This is a genomic window from Psychrobacter frigidicola (assembly GCF_007997305.1).
Lineage (GTDB): Bacteria > Pseudomonadota > Gammaproteobacteria > Pseudomonadales > Moraxellaceae > Psychrobacter > Psychrobacter frigidicola.
Genome location: NZ_VORZ01000003.1, coordinates 1 through 16,875, shown reverse-complemented (window position 1 = coordinate 16,875; position 16,875 = coordinate 1). Strand labels below are relative to the sequence as shown.

9 protein-coding genes and 1 tRNA gene are annotated in these 16,875 nt (G+C 41.8%); 1 reads left to right on the top strand and 9 read right to left on the bottom strand.

Annotated features, from left to right (window positions below):
* Positions 1 to 220: 220 nt before the first annotated feature.
* Positions 221 to 2,872 (top strand): penicillin-binding protein 1A, encoded by a 2,652-nt coding sequence (locus ES754_RS09245; protein WP_147223919.1) that lies wholly within the window; start codon positions 221 to 223, stop codon positions 2,870 to 2,872.
* Between the two features lie 620 nt (positions 2,873 to 3,492).
* Here ES754_RS09245 and rpoC read toward each other — a convergent pair.
* The 9 genes from rpoC to ES754_RS09200 all read right to left on the bottom strand — a co-directional run bounded on the left by rpoC (position 3,493) and on the right by ES754_RS09200 (position 16,599).
* A complete protein-coding gene (gene rpoC / locus ES754_RS09240) occupies positions 3,493 to 7,722 on the bottom strand; it encodes a DNA-directed RNA polymerase subunit beta' (protein WP_147223918.1) in 4,230 nt (1,409 codons plus the stop codon).
* Between the two features lie 166 nt (positions 7,723 to 7,888).
* Positions 7,889 to 12,007 (bottom strand): DNA-directed RNA polymerase subunit beta, encoded by a 4,119-nt coding sequence (gene rpoB, locus ES754_RS09235; protein ID WP_147223917.1) that lies wholly within the window; start codon positions 12,005 to 12,007, stop codon positions 7,889 to 7,891.
* Positions 12,008 to 12,630: 623 nt separating this feature from the next.
* On the bottom strand, positions 12,631 to 13,002 hold the full coding sequence (rplL, locus tag ES754_RS09230; protein ID WP_147223916.1) for a 50S ribosomal protein L7/L12: 372 nt from the start codon (positions 13,000 to 13,002) through the stop codon (positions 12,631 to 12,633).
* A 126-nt stretch (positions 13,003 to 13,128) separates the two neighbouring features.
* The gene (rplJ, locus tag ES754_RS09225) at positions 13,129 to 13,656 is read right to left on the bottom strand and encodes a 50S ribosomal protein L10 (protein WP_147223915.1); all 528 of its coding nucleotides are present in this window, start codon (positions 13,654 to 13,656) and stop codon (positions 13,129 to 13,131) included.
* A 480-nt stretch (positions 13,657 to 14,136) separates the two neighbouring features.
* On the bottom strand, positions 14,137 to 14,838 hold the full coding sequence (rplA, locus tag ES754_RS09220) for a 50S ribosomal protein L1 (RefSeq protein ID WP_147223914.1): 702 nt from the start codon (positions 14,836 to 14,838) through the stop codon (positions 14,137 to 14,139).
* Positions 14,838 to 15,269 carry a 50S ribosomal protein L11 gene (gene rplK, locus ES754_RS09215; RefSeq protein WP_147223913.1) on the bottom strand — a complete coding sequence of 144 codons (432 nt, stop codon included), beginning with the start codon at positions 15,267 to 15,269 and terminating at the stop codon, positions 14,838 to 14,840. The genes rplA and rplK overlap by 1 nt, the downstream gene beginning before the upstream one ends.
* A gap of 78 nt (positions 15,270 to 15,347) precedes the next feature.
* Positions 15,348 to 15,878 (bottom strand): transcription termination/antitermination protein NusG, encoded by a 531-nt coding sequence (nusG, locus tag ES754_RS09210; protein ID WP_147223912.1) that lies wholly within the window; start codon positions 15,876 to 15,878, stop codon positions 15,348 to 15,350.
* Between the two features lie 108 nt (positions 15,879 to 15,986).
* Positions 15,987 to 16,472: a preprotein translocase subunit SecE gene (secE, locus tag ES754_RS09205; protein ID WP_147223911.1), complete on the bottom strand. Its 486-nt coding sequence runs from the start codon at positions 16,470 to 16,472 to the stop codon at positions 15,987 to 15,989.
* Positions 16,473 to 16,523: 51 nt separating this feature from the next.
* Positions 16,524 to 16,599, bottom strand: a tRNA-Trp gene (locus ES754_RS09200).
* Positions 16,600 to 16,875 lie beyond the last annotated feature (276 nt).

The window sequence follows — 16,875 nt, the reverse complement described above, 5'->3', positions numbered from 1 at the left end:
AAATGTACAATTTAGTAACTAATTTTAAATAATCGAATACAATACGTTACTTAACAGCCAGTTTCAAGCACTTAAAAACACTATATTTAAAAATACTATGTAGCATAAGTACACTTCCAAAATGAGCTGAGTAGAGAAATTACACTTTTAGTATCACCTGCTTGTTTTGTTCAAGGTATAATGTGTCATTTGTTGCAAATTTTAACTGATAAGTCTAATTATGACCAAAAATCCTGCTACCACTCGTCTCATTCACTTTCTAGTGGGGCTTTTCGTTGCCTGCTTGGCGTTGGCAGTGATTTTAGCACTTGCTGTGCCCATTGGTTTTTATGGAATGGCAATGTATTTATCCCCTACTCTGCCCAGTATCCAAGAAATCAAAACGGCAAGTTTAGAGATGCCGTTACAGATTTATAGCAGCGATGACAAGCTGATTGGTCAATATGGCAACCGTTTGTCCCTTCCTGTTGATTTTGAAGAAATTCCTAAAGATTTAACCCATGCATTTTTAGCCGCCGAAGACTCATCTTTTTTCCAGCACAGTGGTATTAGTATTAAAGGTCTTGGTCGCGCCGTGACCGAAGTGGTCACTGATGACGAAAGCCAAACGGGTGGCTCTACCATCACAATGCAGGTTGCAAAAAACTACTTTTTAAGCTCAGAGCGTACTTTAGATCGTAAGCTTACTGAACTGTTTGTCGCGCGAAAAATGGAAGATGAGCTGAGCAAGAATGAGATTTTGACCTTATATGTTAATAAAATCTACTTAGGCGAAGGTGCCTATGGGATTCGCGCTGCCGCTAAAAAATACTATAGTAAGTCGCTTGATCACCTTAGCATTGCTGAGATGGCAATGCTGGCAGGGTTGCCGAAAGCTCCTTCCAAGTATAATCCTGTTGCCAACCCAGATAGAGCGTTAACGCGGCGAAACTGGATTGTTGGGCGCATGCATGAGCTTGGTTATATTAATGCAGAGCAACGTGACACTGCTATTAAAGCGCCGATTGGCCTTAACTTATATCAAGAAAAGCTTGACGTCAATATGCCATATTTAGCAGAAATGACGCGTTACGCACTAGTTAATCGTTACGGTGAGCAAGTTGTTAACGGTGGCTGGCGGGTACGTCTGACCGTAGATAGTAAAGCACAAATAGATGCTGAAACTGCGGTGCTAAAAGGCTTAGTCGCTTATGATCATCGCCACGGCTGGCGTGGTGCTGAAGCCAATGATGAGCCACTTGAAAAATTTCGACGTTATGGCAGTATGCTCCCTGCTAAAGTGACTAAAGTCAGCTCACGCAGCTTTGAGGCTACCACACCTTCCGGCGAAAATGTGACGGTTAATTGGTCGGGCATGAGCTGGGCACGCAAGCATTTTTCAGCAGATCGTATCGGCAATTATCCCGGTAATGCCTCGCAAATTGTCAGTAAAAACGACATCATTCGTTTAATAAAAACGGATAATGGTAACTGGAAACTAGCACAAGTTCCTGATGTACAAGGCAGCTTGGTATCTTTAAATCCAGATAATGGTGCGGTCAGAGCGTTGGTCGGCGGCTTTGACTTTAACCACAGCAAATTTAATCGGGCACTACAAGGCTGGCGTCAGCCGGGTTCAACAATTAAGCCTCTTATCTACACTACCGCATTAGAAAAAGGGTATCGCCCTGACAGTATTGTCTCAGACCGCCCTATTCAAGTCGGTGACTGGAAACCTAAAAACTCAGATGGACGCTTCTTAGGTGATATCACCTTACGTCGCGGTTTATATTTATCTCGTAACCTAGTATCCATTCGGCTGCTACAAGCAATTGGCATATCAGATGCCCGTAACTTGCTAGATCAATTTGGCTTAGATAAAGAAAAACTGCCAACGACTTTATCTCTCGCCCTCGGCACAGGGCAGGCTACGCCATTACAAATGGCGACTGCGTATGCAACTTTTGCTAACGGTGGACATCGCATTCAGCCTTATTTTATTGAACAAATTTATAATTACGACAATAAATTGTTGTTTCAAGCGAATCCGCAGCAAGCTTGTGCATTATGCTTTAACGATCAAGTCGATGACCTTAATAAAAAACGGATCGAAGAGCATAATAAGCCTATTGATGGAACTTTAGACAACGATAAAAATAAAAAAATATCTACCGAGGCTAAAAGTAAAAATGATGCTGACAACGCTAAACAATATGTTAAAGCCCTTCAACTGAGTATTTATAATGCCAGCCCAACAGCAGATCGTCTACAAGCTCCTGTCGTCCAATACTTACATGCGACTCAAGCGCCGCGAATCTTGAAGCCACGTGTCGCCTACGAGATGGCTGATATTTTACGTGATGTGGTACAGCGCGGTACAGCAGTAAAAGCCAGAGCCTTGGGTCGTACGGATATCGGTGGTAAAACAGGTACGACCAACGAAGCTAAAGATGCATGGTTTGCAGGATTTCATCCAACCAATGCGACTATCGTATGGATGGGCTTCGATCAGCCAGAAACTCTGGGCCGCCGTGAGTATGGCGGTGTAGCTGCATTGCCGGTATGGATGGACTTTATGAGGGCCCAGCTCAAAGGCACACCTTATCAATGGGTATCCCTCAATAACCGCGCTAAATCTGAAAAACAAAAGCGACGCATTATAGAAATGACCGATGATGGCATTATCGCACCTGATGATGATGAAGACGAAATGGGTACAGGCGTAAAACCAGTCATGCCAAAAACGCAGCAACGTAAGCAGCCTGAACCCGAACTTACTACAGAACAAAGTAGTGAGGGTATTGATAATAAAAAGTTATCAGCGCCTGATAGTAAAGGAACAAAACCACTGAAAGCTACTCCAACAGAGCGTATGCCCGCAATGCCAGAATAAACTAATAAAGCTAGAATCAATAAAACAATCATTAAAAAAGGCGCTTTCAGACGCAACTGGAAGTGCTTTTTTAATGGTCGCTTTATAAAAACATCGTTGCTAATAATACTAAACTGATCACTATCCTACCTGTCTTACTAAAAAAACTTTGTACTTTGTAATACTTTTCTATATTAAAAGTTATTAATATTAATAACCTCATCTCTAAAAACGGCTGATGCTAAGTGTAAGTTGATATGTAAGTTAGTACCTATTAATTTAACACCTACTGATTTGTTAAAATAACGGCGTGAATAATAAACTCTCTTAGTTTTATATCAATCGTAGTTACAGACATACGAATTTGGAAGTCGTAAAAATCATTCAGTGTATTCTCTTAGAACAATTCACTATTTGAAGCCTTGATAATATAATCTTCGTAAACTATACAATATTATTCTAGCCTTAAGATTTCAGTATACTTAAACGTCGCTTTACTTTTTTATTTTAGTAATGTGATTTATTCTCTCACTTTCTGCAATGCGTAAAAAAGCCAGCAACAAGGCTGGCTTTTTTACATTACTTTTACTAACTAGTTAAATACTATCTAATAGACAAATGCCACCTAGATTAACTTAAAACTATTCAGCTTGACTGCCTTGGCTGAGCTCTTGTGCAAAGGCTTCGTCAAAGCTAGAAAAGTCTTTATTGTCGCTATTAGCAGTTGTCATATCAAACGCTGCATTGATGTCTTTATCGAGCAGCTTCTGCTCCGCTTTCTCTTTACGCGCTTTATGATAAGCAAGACCAGTACCGGCAGGAATCAAGCGACCTACAACGACGTTCTCTTTCAAGCCGCGTAACTCATCAACTTTACCAGTCACTGCTGCTGCTGTTAGTACACGCGTAGTTTCTTGGAACGATGCTGCTGAAATAAAGCTTTCAGTTGCCAAGCTAGCTTTGGTGATACCCAGCAATTGACGCTCATACTGAACTGGGAATTTATCTTCCGCAGTGAGCTTGTCATTTAGAGCTCTAATATCAACATATTCAACCTGATCACCTTTAAAGTGATTTGAATCACCGGCATCAGTAATCTCAACTTTACGCAGCATCTGGCGAATAATAACTTCGATGTGTTTGTCGTTGATTTTTACACCCTGCAAGCGGTAAACGTCTTGAACTTCGTTAACAATATAGTTAGCAAGCGCAGTCTGACCTTTCAGACGTAAGATATCGTGTGGGTTCTGTGGACCATCAGCGATAACTTCACCGCGTGCTACTGTCTCGTTTTCGTAGACGTTGATTTGACGCCATTTTGGAATCAGCTCTTCATGTACTTCACCGTCTTCATTAGTGATGATAAAGCGGTTTTTACCTTTAGTCTCTTTACCAAAGCTGACGACACCACTCATCTCTGCCATGATGGCATGATCTTTTGGACGACGTGCTTCGAATAAATCTGCAACCCGTGGTAGACCACCGGTAATATCTTTGGTACCTGACGAAGCTTGTGGTACACGGCCCAGGATTGAACCAGCAGCCACTTCTTCACCATCGCCAACACGAATGATAGTTTCAGCAGGTAAGAAGTAAACCACTTCTTTACCCGCATCCGTATTCAAGATAATAGCAGGACGTAAGTCTTTTGCTGAGCTTGAACGATCACGCGTCGCCAGAATCTCAAACGAGCTCATACCAGTGGCGTCATCAACTTTTACAGTCGCTGTTAAACCATCGGTAATATCACTAAAGCGTGCTTTACCAGCAAATTCAGTGATAATAGGATGCGTGTGCGGATCCCATTTAGCGATAGTCTGACCACCTTCAACATGATCTTCGTTTTTCACAAGCACGCTTGAACCGTAAGGAACTTTATAGCGCTCACGCTCACGACCTAGCTCATCAGTTAAAGCAATTTCAGCTGAGCGCGATACGATAACTAAATGACCATCAATATGCTCAACCGTTTTCATATTTTCGAAATGGGCTTGACCCGCATTACGTACAGAGATGCTGTTGTCCACTGATGCTGAGCTTGCCGCTCCGCCCACGTGGAAAGTACGCATGGTTAACTGAGTACCTGGCTCACCGATAGACTGGGCTGCCATAACACCAACTGATTCGCCGATATTAACTTTATGACCACGAGCAAGGTCACGACCATAACACTGCGCACAAACACCGTGCGCGATATTACAAGTAATCACTGAGCGTACCCAAATATCATCAATGGCATTTTCGTCAAGGGTATCAACCCAATGCTCATCGATTAAAGTACCCGCTGGAATTAAGATTTTATCGGCATCATCATTATAAGTCACATCACGTGAGGTCACACGACCCAACACTAGATCACCAAGCTTCTCAATGATCTCGCCACCTTGAATGTGCGGAGTCATTAGTAAACCAACCTCAGTACCACAGTCATCACTAGTGATAACTAAATCTTGTGCTACATCAACCAAACGACGCGTCAGATAACCTGAGTTAGCCGTTTTCAATGCCGTATCAGCTAGACCTTTACGCGCACCATGGGTTGAAATAAAGTACTGTAATACGGTCAAACCCTCACGGAAGTTGGCTTTAATCGGCGTCTCAATAATTGAGCCATCCGGTTTTGCCATCAAACCACGCATACCGGCAAGCTGACGAATCTGTGCGGCACTACCACGAGCACCAGAATCTGACATGATGAAAATAGAGTTAAAAGATTTTTGCTCTTCTTCCTCACCTTGCGCATTGATTACTTTGTCGGTTGCCAAATTATCCATCATCGCTTTTGCGACTTTGTCATTGGTACGTGACCAGATATCGACTACTTTATTATAGCGCTCACCAGCAGTAACAAAACCTTGCTCAAACTGATCTTCGATTTCGCGAACTTCAGCGTCAGCAACATCAATGATTTGTTTTTTGCTTGGTGGAATAACCATGTCGTCTAGACCAATAGATACGCCTGACAAGGTTGCTTGAGCAAACCCTAAGTACATCAATTGGTCAGCAAACATAACACTGTCTTTAACGCCCATCTTGCGATAGCACGAGTTAATCAATTTTGAGATATTCTTTTTGGTCATCTCTTGGTTGCATTCATCAAATACCATACCAATAGGCATGATGTTCCAGATGAGCAGACGACCGGCAACGGTATCTTTGATGCTGGTCTCTTTAGTATGATTGCCGTCATCATCAATATGCGTTTCAGTAACCCTTACTCTAATTTTAGCGTTTACATGCAAATCATTAGAGCCAATCGCTCGTAATGCTTCGTTGACGGTGGCAAAAATCATGCCCTCGCCTTTGGCATTTACTGATGAACGGCTGATGTAGTACAAGCCCAAAACCACGTCTTGTGACGGTACAATAATCGGCTCACCGTTAGCAGGTGACAAGATATTGTTGGTTGACATCATCAGAGCACGTGATTCAAGCTGTGCCTCTAGCGTCAATGGCACGTGAACGGCCATTTGATCCCCATCAAAGTCAGCGTTGAATGCGGTACAAACTAATGGATGCAGCTGAATGGCTTTACCTTCAATCAATACCGGCTCAAACGCTTGTAAACCTAAACGGTGAAGCGTTGGTGCACGGTTCAATAATACTGGATGCTCACGGATAACCATCGCTAGCATATCCCACACTTGTGGCTCTTCACGTTCGACCATTTTCTTGGCGGCTTTAATCGTGGTAGCCAAACCATGTGATAATAGCTTGTTATAAGTAAATGGCTTAAATAATTCAAGTGCCATTTTCTTCGGCAAACCGCACTGATGCAAACGTAGCGTTGGACCTACTACAATGACTGAACGGCCAGAGTAATCAACACGTTTACCAAGTAAGTTTTGACGGAAGCGACCTTGCTTACCTTTGATCATATCAGCCAAAGACTTCAATGGACGCTTATTACTGCCCGTAATCGCGCGACCGCGGCGACCGTTGTCAAGCAAGGCATCCACTGATTCTTGTAGCATACGTTTTTCGTTACGTACAATAATATCAGGAGCGCTCAGCTCAAGCAGACGCTTAAGACGGTTGTTACGATTGATCACGCGGCGATATAAATCGTTCAAATCTGAGGTCGCAAAACGGCCCCCTTCTAGCGGTACTAGAGGACGCAAATCCGGTGGCAATACTGGCAAGATGGTCATGACCATCCATTCAGGCTTATTATTAGAGTCACGGAATGCTTCTAATAATTTAAGACGCTTAGACATTTTCTTAAGCTTAGTCTCAGAGCCAGTTTGTGGAATAGCTTCGCGCAGCTCGTCAATTTCAATATCTAAATCGATATCTTTTAACAAATCACGGACGGCTTCCGCACCCATTTTAGCAACAAATTCGTCACCAAACTCTTCAAGCGCTTTAAAATAATCTTCATCGTCTAATAACTGATACTTCTCTAAGCTGGTCAAACCTGGCTCAGTCACGATATAGCTTTCAAAGTATAAAACACGCTCGATATCACGCAGGGTCATATCAAGTAACAAACCAATGCGGCTTGGTAATGATTTTAAGAACCAAATATGCGCAACCGGGCTCGCTAAGTCAATATGACCCATACGATCGCGGCGAACTTTAGCGGTTGTGACTTCAACGCCACATTTTTCACAGATAACGCCTTGGAATTTACGGCGCTTATACTTACCACACAAACATTCAAAATCTTTTACAGGGCCAAAAATTTTGGCACAAAACAGACCGTCACGTTCAGGCTTAAACGTACGATAGTTGATCGTTTCAGGCTTTTTAACTTCACCGTGCGACCATGACTTAATAACGTCAGGTGAGGCGAGCGTAATTTGAATACTATCAAACTCTTGGTTACCGTTGCCGGTAGGGCTTTGCATGATATCGAGTAAATCTTTCAAGTTGCTTCTCCGTTATCTCTATAATCATCTAAAAGCGGCATAAAAAGCATCGCGAATAAGATGAATGAAGGCAATGAATAGGGTTGAGATAAATCACTAAAAGCAGCAGCAATGAGCGTACTACTTTTATTTAACAATCAAGTTTAAAACCTTCACGCTTATAACATTAATTGCTTTGTTTTAACTCAATATTGATACCCAATGATTTGATTTCTTTAGTCAGTACGTTAAACGACTCAGGCATACCTGGATCCATGTACTGCTCACCATCGACGATGTTTTTATACATACGTGTACGACCTTCAACGTCATCCGACTTCACGGTTAGCATCTCTTGCAAGGTGTACGTGGCGCCATAAGCTTCTAGTGCCCACACTTCCATCTCACCAAAGCGCTGACCACCGAACTGAGCTTTACCACCAAGTGGCTGCTGCGTGACTAATGAATAAGAACCCGTTGAACGCGCATGCATCTTATCATCAACCAAATGGTTAAGTTTGAGCATATACATATAACCAACCGTTACTTTACGGTCAAACTTCTGACCCGTACGTCCGTCATATAAGGTTTGCTGACCATCTCTTGATAGACCTGCAAGCTCTAGCAAGTCTTTGACTTGATGTTCATGCGCCCCATCGAATACTGCCGTACCCATCGGTACACCTGCACGTAGGTTATCTGATAAGGTCATGATTTCATCATCAGTCAAGCTATCTAAATCAACGCTTTCACCACCAACTTTATTGTAAATCTGGTCTAAGAAATCACGCAAATCTTTAATAGCTGCTTGGGCTTTCAGCATACCGTCAATTTTCTCGCCCAAACCTTTTGCAGCCATACCTAAATGAGTCTCAAGTACCTGACCGATGTTCATACGCGACGGTACGCCCAGTGGATTCAGTACGATATCGACCGTATTACCATGTTCATCATAAGGCATGTCTTCGACTGGCATAATGCGCGATACCACCCCTTTGTTACCATGACGACCCGCCATTTTATCACCTGGCTGGATACGACGCTTAACTGCTAAATAAACCTTAACAATTTTTTGTACGCCATGTTGTAAATCATCACCAGCGGTCAATTTGCGTTTTTTCTCAGCAAATTTACTATCGATATCTTTTTGCTTATCGACTAAATATTCAGCGATTTGCGTGAGACGCTCAGATATTTCTTCTTCGACAGGCTGAATATCAAGTAACGTCTCAAGGCTCATCTCTTTCATGTCAGCGGCTGCCATAATAGTACCCGCTTTTAGACCAGAACCACCGCTCACTTTTTGCCCGTTGAGGAGATTACCAATACGGCCACGTGCTGCTTCTTCAAAGATGCGTAGCTCTTCTTTTAAATCTTTACGATAGCTGTCAAGCTGTGACTTTTCAATAGCACGCGCACGCGTATCTTTTTCGACACCATCACGAGTGAATACTTGTACATCAATAACCGTACCTTTACTTGATGTTGGTACACGTAGTGAGGTGTCTTTAACATCAGCCGCTTTTTCACCGAAAATAGCCCGTAGCAATTTCTCTTCTGGCGTCAGTTGTGTTTCACCTTTTGGAGTCACTTTACCAACTAAGATATCACCGGCATCAACTTCTGCACCAATATAAACGATACCTGCTTCATCAAGACTCGATAAAGCGGCTTCACCGACGTTTGGAATATCAGCAGTGATCTCTTCAGTACCCAATTTGGTATCACGAGCCACACACGTTAATTCTTGAATATGAATGGTGGTGAAACGATCTTCTTTAACCACTTTCTCAGACAACAAGATTGAGTCTTCGAAGTTATAACCGTTCCACGGCATAAATGCGATACGGATGTTCTGACCTAAGGCCAACTCACCAAGATCCGTTGAAGGACCATCAGCTAAGATATCACCTAAAGCGATTTCGTCGCCTTGGTTGACGATAATACGTTGGTTAATACAAGTATTCTGGTTTGAGCGCGTGTATTTAACGAGGTTATAGATATCAATACCAGCTTCACCAGCAATCATCTCATCTTCATTAACACGAACCACAATACGTGATGCATCAACATCTTCAATCACACCACCACGCTTGGCGATAACACAAACACCTGAGTCACGCGCAACGTGACGTTCCATACCGGTACCTACTAACGGCTTATCAGCACGTAATGTGGGAACGGCTTGACGCTGCATGTTCGAGCCCATCAAGGCACGGTTAGCATCATCATGCTCTAGGAATGGAATTAAGCCTGCCGCTACCGATACTACCTGACTAGGTGACACATCCATATGTGTTACTTTTTCTGGCGGCATACGAACGAATTCGCCATAGCTACGTACGCTAACCATCTCGTCACTTAAAGCGCCGTCTTCAGTCACTGGTGAATCAGCCTGTGCAATGACAGTGCCTACTTCTTCAATGGCTGATAAATACTCAATAATGTCGGTTACTTTACCGTCAACTACGCGACGATAAGGCGTCTCTAAAAAGCCAAAGCTGTTGGTTTTAGCAAAGGTGGCCAATGAGTTAATCAAGCCAATATTTGGACCTTCAGGAGTCTCAATCGGACATACGCGGCCGTAATGAGTATCATGGACGTCACGTACTTCAAAGCCTGCACGTTCACGAGTCAGACCACCAGGTCCTAGAGCGGATACACGGCGTTTATGAGTCACTTCAGACAACGGATTGTTCTGATCCATAAACTGGGACAGCTGGCTTGAACCAAAGAATTCTTTCACAGCAGCGGCAACTGGCTTCGAGTTAATCAAATCTTGTGGAGACAGGTTATCTGTTTCGGCTGAACTTAAACGCTCTTTTACGGCACGCTCAACACGCACTAGACCGACACGGAATTGGTTTTCCGCCATCTCGCCTACTGAACGAATACGACGGTTACCTAAATGGTCAATATCATCGACTTCGCCGCGACCGTTACGAATCTCAATTAATTCTTTTAGAACGTTGACAATGTCATTATTAGTTAAAACACTACGCTCACGCTGGATGTCAGGATCATCAGTATCCTTGAACTCTAAACCCAAACGGCGGTTGAACTTCATACGACCAACGTTTGATAAGTCATAGCGATCCGCATTAAAGAACATGCTATCAAACAGTTTCTCAGCGGTATCAATGGTTGGTGGCTCACCTGGACGCATGACTTTATAAATTTCAACCAAGGCTTCTTCACGAGTTGAGGTACTATCAGCACGCAAAGTATCCGCAATATAACTGCCTTGATCGATATCATTAGTAAACAGAATACTAATTTCTTTGATAGAGTCACTGGCTTCAAACGCGCTTAATTTCACCAGTAACTCATGGTCAATTAAGGTGTTCGCTTTAGCAATTACTTCATCGTTAACAATGATGTCTTCGGCTAAAATACGCTCATATAGATATTCATCAGGCACAGCAATACGAGTCATACCCGCTTCTTCAAGCTGACGAATACGACGTGCATTAATACGTTTACCTTGCTCAACAACCACATCACCTGCAGGCGTTACGATGTCAAACTGGGCCATCTCACCGCGCAAGCGATCAGCAACTAAATCGATCTCAAATTGCTCTTCGCCTTTATAAACGGCTACTTTTTCGAAGAACAAATCTAAAATCTCAGAGGTACTCAGACCTAATGCACGTAGAATGATTGATGCCAGCAATTTGCGGCGACGGTCAATCCGAGCAAAAACTAAGTCTTTAGCATCAAATTCAAAGTCAAGCCATGAACCACGGTAAGGAATAATACGTGCGTTATAAAGTACTTTACCACTCGAATGCGACTTGCCTTTATCATGATCAAAGAACACACCCGGTGAACGATGTAGCTGAGAGACGATAACTCGTTCAGTACCATTAATAATAAAGGTACCGTTATTAGTCATCAATGGCATCTCACCCATATAGACGCTCTGCTCACGAATATCTTTAATCGCCGCTTTACTGTCTTTATCTTTGCTGTCTTTATCTTTGATAATTAAGCGAATTTTAACACGCATCGGCGCTGCAAAAGTTGAGCCACGCAAAATACATTCACGCTCATCAAACTCAGGTGTGCCTAAATAATACTCAACGAATTGTAACTCAGCATTACCAGAGTGACTCTCAATTGGAAAAATAGAAGAGTATGCAGCTTGCAAACCAGTATTCTCACGAGCTTTAGGCTTTTTATGCTCTTGCAAAAAGCGCTCATAGGAATCTACTTGAATAGACAATAAATAGGGAATGTCCATCACAGTAGGCAATTCAGCAAAACTTTTGCGAATACGCTTTTTTTCAGTATAAGAATATGCCATCGAGAGTCCTTACAGTAAACGTGGATACAAATTAAAGCGTGGCCAGCCTGCACAAATACTATGCAAACTTAGCGACGTAAACGATAATAATAGAAATAATCTTTAAAATATAGATAGCAATCAAATCGAATCAAAAATAAAAATTCGTCAATCGCCTGGCGCTAATACTATAATTATTTTTTGACTGATATTGCTCAAATCTAATTAGGCTACTAAAAAAACTCTATGATGTTACCAACGTGGTTATCGGCGTTTACAGTCTATGAGCCTAAGTACTGTCAGTCAAACCATGCTAGACTAGCTAAAAGTGAGTCTTTTAGGATAAGTAAATATTACGGTTTACTAGAAACGATATAAACACTAAAGCCAATAGAAATTATAAAAGCAACAAGAAAACATGCAGACGCAAAAAATCGCCAAACATCTAGTTGACGTTTAGCCTACATCAAAAAATTTAATAACAGGTTTGCGTGCTTGCATATATGTTGTCTGTCCTTTTGATGGGTATCCACCATGGTGATGCGTAATTATGCTGGCAGACACAAAAGGTCAAGCTAGTGATTATAATAAAAAAAAGCTGATAATGCAAGGCATTACCAGCTTTTTTTGGTACAGTATCAAACTTATTTTAGTTCAACAGTTGCGCCAGCTTCTTCAAGTTTCTTTTTCAACTCTTCAGCGTCAGCTTTAGAAGCCGCTTCTTTGATTGGTGCTGGAGCACTTTCAACCAAATCTTTCGCTTCTTTTAGGCCAAGACCAGTCGCTTCACGTACGGCTTTAATTACAGCAACTTTTTTCTCGCCAAAGCTGGCAAGAATAACGTCAAACTCGTCTTGCTCTTCAGCAGCAGGACCAGCAGCAGCAGCAGCAGGTGCAGCAGCAGCAACGGCAGCAGTTACGCCGAATTTTTCTTCCATGTCGCTGATTAGTTCAACGATATCCATTACTGACATTTCAGCGATTGCGTTTAACACATCATCTTTAGATAGTGCCATGAGAACTCTCCGTTATCTGATAAAAATTAATTGATTTTAATATCGCTTGGATTGCTTGCCAAATTTTATAATAGGGTTGGCAATAAACTACAATCAGCGATGTTAAAGTTACGTTAAAACAAGCAATTAAGCAGCTTCTTTTGCGTCTTTGATTGCTGCTACAGTACGAACAAATTTGCCAGGAACTGCGTTCATAGTCTGGACAAGTTTGGTCACTGGTGCATTCAGTGTGGCCATTAAAATAGAAAGCGCTTCGTCGCGAGTTGGAAGCTTCGCTACACGTTCTAATTCTTCTGGACCAAATAATGCGCCACCAACTGATACCAATTTGGTCTCTAAGGCTTTGTGATCTTTACTAAAGTCGAAAATGACTCTAGCTGCAGATCCCAAATCTTCCATTGAGAAAGCCAAAAGTAATGGACCAGTCATACTATCTGACATACACTCAAAGCTAGTACCTTCAAAAGCGCGTTTTGCTAGGGTGTTTTTTACCACTTTCAAAACCACGCCTTTATCACGGGCTTGTTCACGCAGCTTAGTAAGCTTTGCAACACCAATACCATGATACTCGGCAGCTACCACTGAGTACGCATTAGCAGCAACTTCAGACACTTCAGCCACAACTTGTTGTTTTTGTTCTAGCGTTAATGCCATAGTTGACTCCTTAATCTTATCAGTCTGTTTACTATCCAGATCGTTAAAAACCGAAGTATTTAACAACTTAGATATGAAATAAGACTAACTTGATACGACACATTAATTATAAGCATTCTGCTTACAATTAATGCCTGATTACGGCACCGTTATCAGAATGACGTTGAGTGATAAATTAACATAAATGCTAGCTTATCTGCTCCTGTCTTAAACTGTATGGGCCACCGTCTGCGTAGGCCAACTAAGACTTTCATCTATCGTCGATTAACAAAACCAGCTTATTAGTACTAATAACAACTTTATGAATTGCGAACAACTTTAAAATAGTTATCAATACTACTAAAATGCTTTCTACCTACGGTCTTAGACAGCGTAGCGACTGCTACACTGACCTAATTTTTTAAAATTTATTGGTGCTTATTACTTACAATATTCTATTTAGAAAATTGGGATAATAAGCACGTATATTGTTTACTTATCTTATTTATTAACACGGTAAGGGATAGGATCAATAGTGATGCCTGGGCCCATAGTGCTAGAGATAGTAATTTTTTTGATGAAAATACCTTTAGAAGTCGCAGGCTTAGCACGCTTTAGATCAGCAATTAGCGCTTGGGCATTTTGCATGACTTGTTCAGCAGTGAATCCAACTTGACCGATAGTGGTATGAATAATACCCGCTTTATCAACACGATACTGCGCTTGACCCGCTTTAGCGTTAGTAACCGCTTCAGCAACGTTAGGCGTTACCGTACCGACTTTAGGGTTAGGCATTAAACCACGTGGGCCTAAGATTGTACCTAATTGACCAACAACGCGCATAGCATCAGGAGCAGCAATAACTACATCAAAATCCATGTTACCGGCTTTGATTGATTCTGCTAAATCTTCAAAACCAACGATGTCAGCACCCGCTTCTTTAGCGGCTTCAGCAGCAGCGCCTTGAGCAAATACAGCAACGCGTTTAGTTTTACCAGTACCAGCAGGAAGGTTAGTTGCGCCACGAACGACTTGATCAGATTTACGTGGATCAACACCCAAGTTTACCGCAATATCGATAGACTCTTTGAATTTTAGTGCTGGTAGATCGTTTAAGATCTGTACTGCTTCTTCAATAGTGTATAATTTTTCGTTTTCAATACGGCTATTGATTTCTTTTTGACGTTTAGTTAGCTTAGACATTATACACCCTCCACGGTAATACCCATTGAACGGGCAGTACCAGCAACGGTACGAACAGCAGCTTCAAGGTCAGCTGCGGTTAAGTCTGCATCTTTAGTCTTCACAATTTCTTCAAGTTGAGCACGGTTCACAGTGCCAACTTTAGCGATATTTGGTGTACCCGAACCTTTAGCAACGCCAGCAGCTTTACGTAGTAAGAACGCAGCTGGTGGAGACTTCATGATAAAAGTAAAAGACTTATCGCTGTATACTGTGATCTCGGTTGGGATCGGTAGACCTGGCTCTTGGCTTGAGGTCGCAGCATTAAATTCTTTACAGAAAGCCATGATATTCACGCCTTTTTGACCCAATGCTGGACCAATCGGTGGTGAAGGATTTGCTTTACCTGCAGGGACTTGTAGTTTGATGTAACCATCAATCTTCTTAGCCATAACTGTCTCCTAAATGGGTGATAACGCCAGTCTAGTGTCAATAAGTCACTAAGCAACAGCTCCCCGGTTTGTGGTTGTTTAGTCTAGTTTTTCAACTTTACTAAACTCAAGTTCAACCTGAGTGGGTCGATTAAATACGTTTACGGTCAATTGTAATTTAGATTTCTCATAATCCACTTTTTCTACCAACCCTTTAAAGTCGGTAAATGGACCATCAATTACTAATAATTCTTCGCCTGGCTCAAATAGAGTCTTTGGACGTGGAGTAGCTTCAGTCTGGTTCAGACGGTTTAAGATACGATCCGCTTCTACTTGAGTGATAGGAGCCGGCGTCTCTGGTGTACCACCAATAAAGCCCATAATACGTGGACACTCTTTAACAATATGCCAAGTATTGTCATTCATTTCCATTTGAATTAATACATATCCTGGAAAGAACTTACGCTCACTTTTACGCTTTTTGCCATCTTTCATTTCGACGACTTCTTCAGTAGGAACCAATACGTCACCAAAAAATTCAGCAAATTCGCTGCGATTGATGCGCTCGATTAATGAACGTTGCACTTGTTTTTCATATCCTGAAAACGCTTGGACAATATACCAACGCATGTCACGCTCCTGATCTTTATAAATAAGTCGTTATAAGTAAAAAACTGCATTAAACATCAGCAGTTGAGGTGACTCGCAGTATACGATTTGACACTCAACTTTGCCTGTCTAACCAATAAACAAGCCAACAAACCAATTAAAAAAGTTATCTAATACCCAAATAAAGAATCCAACAATAGCAATCACAACAATAACTTGCCATGTGTATTGAAAGGTTTCGTCTTTACTTGGCCAAGTTACACGGCGTAATTCAACAGCAGCGTCTTTTAATAAAGTTTTGAATGCACGACCTTGATGGGTCAGTGCCAAGCATACTAATGCAAATACAAAAAGGGCGACAATAATGCTAACCCGTACCCAAAGGTCATTGGCAGGTTGCCAGTAGCCCGGTAAATATTGATTAACTAAAGTCGCACCGATTAAAACTGCAATGGCAAGTAACCATAACATGACATCTTTCGCTGACCCTGTCTTAGCCACTTCAACGGCAGAAGTGCTATTCGCCGATGTATGGTTATTTTTAGTCAGCATTCCACCAGCCGTCGCCTTGGCATCAGATAACTTATTATCGAGGTTATCCTGATTAGTGCTCATAAAGGACTCGCTTTGGAGATGGTAGGGTACAGCAAAGATATAATACAAAGATGGCAGGCGATGTAGGACTCGAACCTACAACCCTCGGTTTTGGAGACCGATGCTCTACCAATTGAGCCAATCGCCTATGGGTGTTAAGGCTGATAATTATACCTATCTTTAATTAGAATGCAAGTTTTAAGATGATTTTTTGCTGTAACAACATAATTAATGATTTATACTTTATGAAAATTCATGTGTATGAGAAATAAATAGGCGTTTTATAGTCATTATTTTTAATAAATTTCGCCACTCATAAAAAAGCCGCTCTCAACAAAGAGAGCGGCTTTTTGACTAACCATTTAGCAGACTAGCAGATTGCTCTGACACTGCTAAGCATCTAATACAGAAGTATTAAACGTTA

What these genes read in the sequence shown, in the direction of transcription:
- rpoB (WP_147223917.1), bottom strand. Translation starts at nt 12,007, where the DNA reads ATGGCATATTCTTATACTGAAAAAAAGCGTATTCGCAAAAGTTTTGCT.
- rplA (WP_147223914.1), bottom strand. Translation starts at nt 14,838, where the DNA reads ATGTCTAAGCTAACTAAACGTCAAAAAGAAATCAATAGCCGTATTGAA.
- secE (WP_147223911.1), bottom strand. Translation starts at nt 16,472, where the DNA reads ATGAGCACTAATCAGGATAACCTCGATAATAAGTTATCTGATGCCAAG.
- rplL (WP_147223916.1), bottom strand. Translation starts at nt 13,002, where the DNA reads ATGGCACTATCTAAAGATGATGTGTTAAACGCAATCGCTGAAATGTCA.
- ES754_RS09245 (WP_147223919.1), top strand. Translation starts at nt 221, where the DNA reads ATGACCAAAAATCCTGCTACCACTCGTCTCATTCACTTTCTAGTGGGG.
- rplJ (WP_147223915.1), bottom strand. Translation starts at nt 13,656, where the DNA reads ATGGCATTAACGCTAGAACAAAAACAACAAGTTGTGGCTGAAGTGTCT.
- nusG (WP_147223912.1), bottom strand. Translation starts at nt 15,878, where the DNA reads ATGCGTTGGTATATTGTCCAAGCGTTTTCAGGATATGAAAAACAAGTG.
- rplK (WP_147223913.1), bottom strand. Translation starts at nt 15,269, where the DNA reads ATGGCTAAGAAGATTGATGGTTACATCAAACTACAAGTCCCTGCAGGT.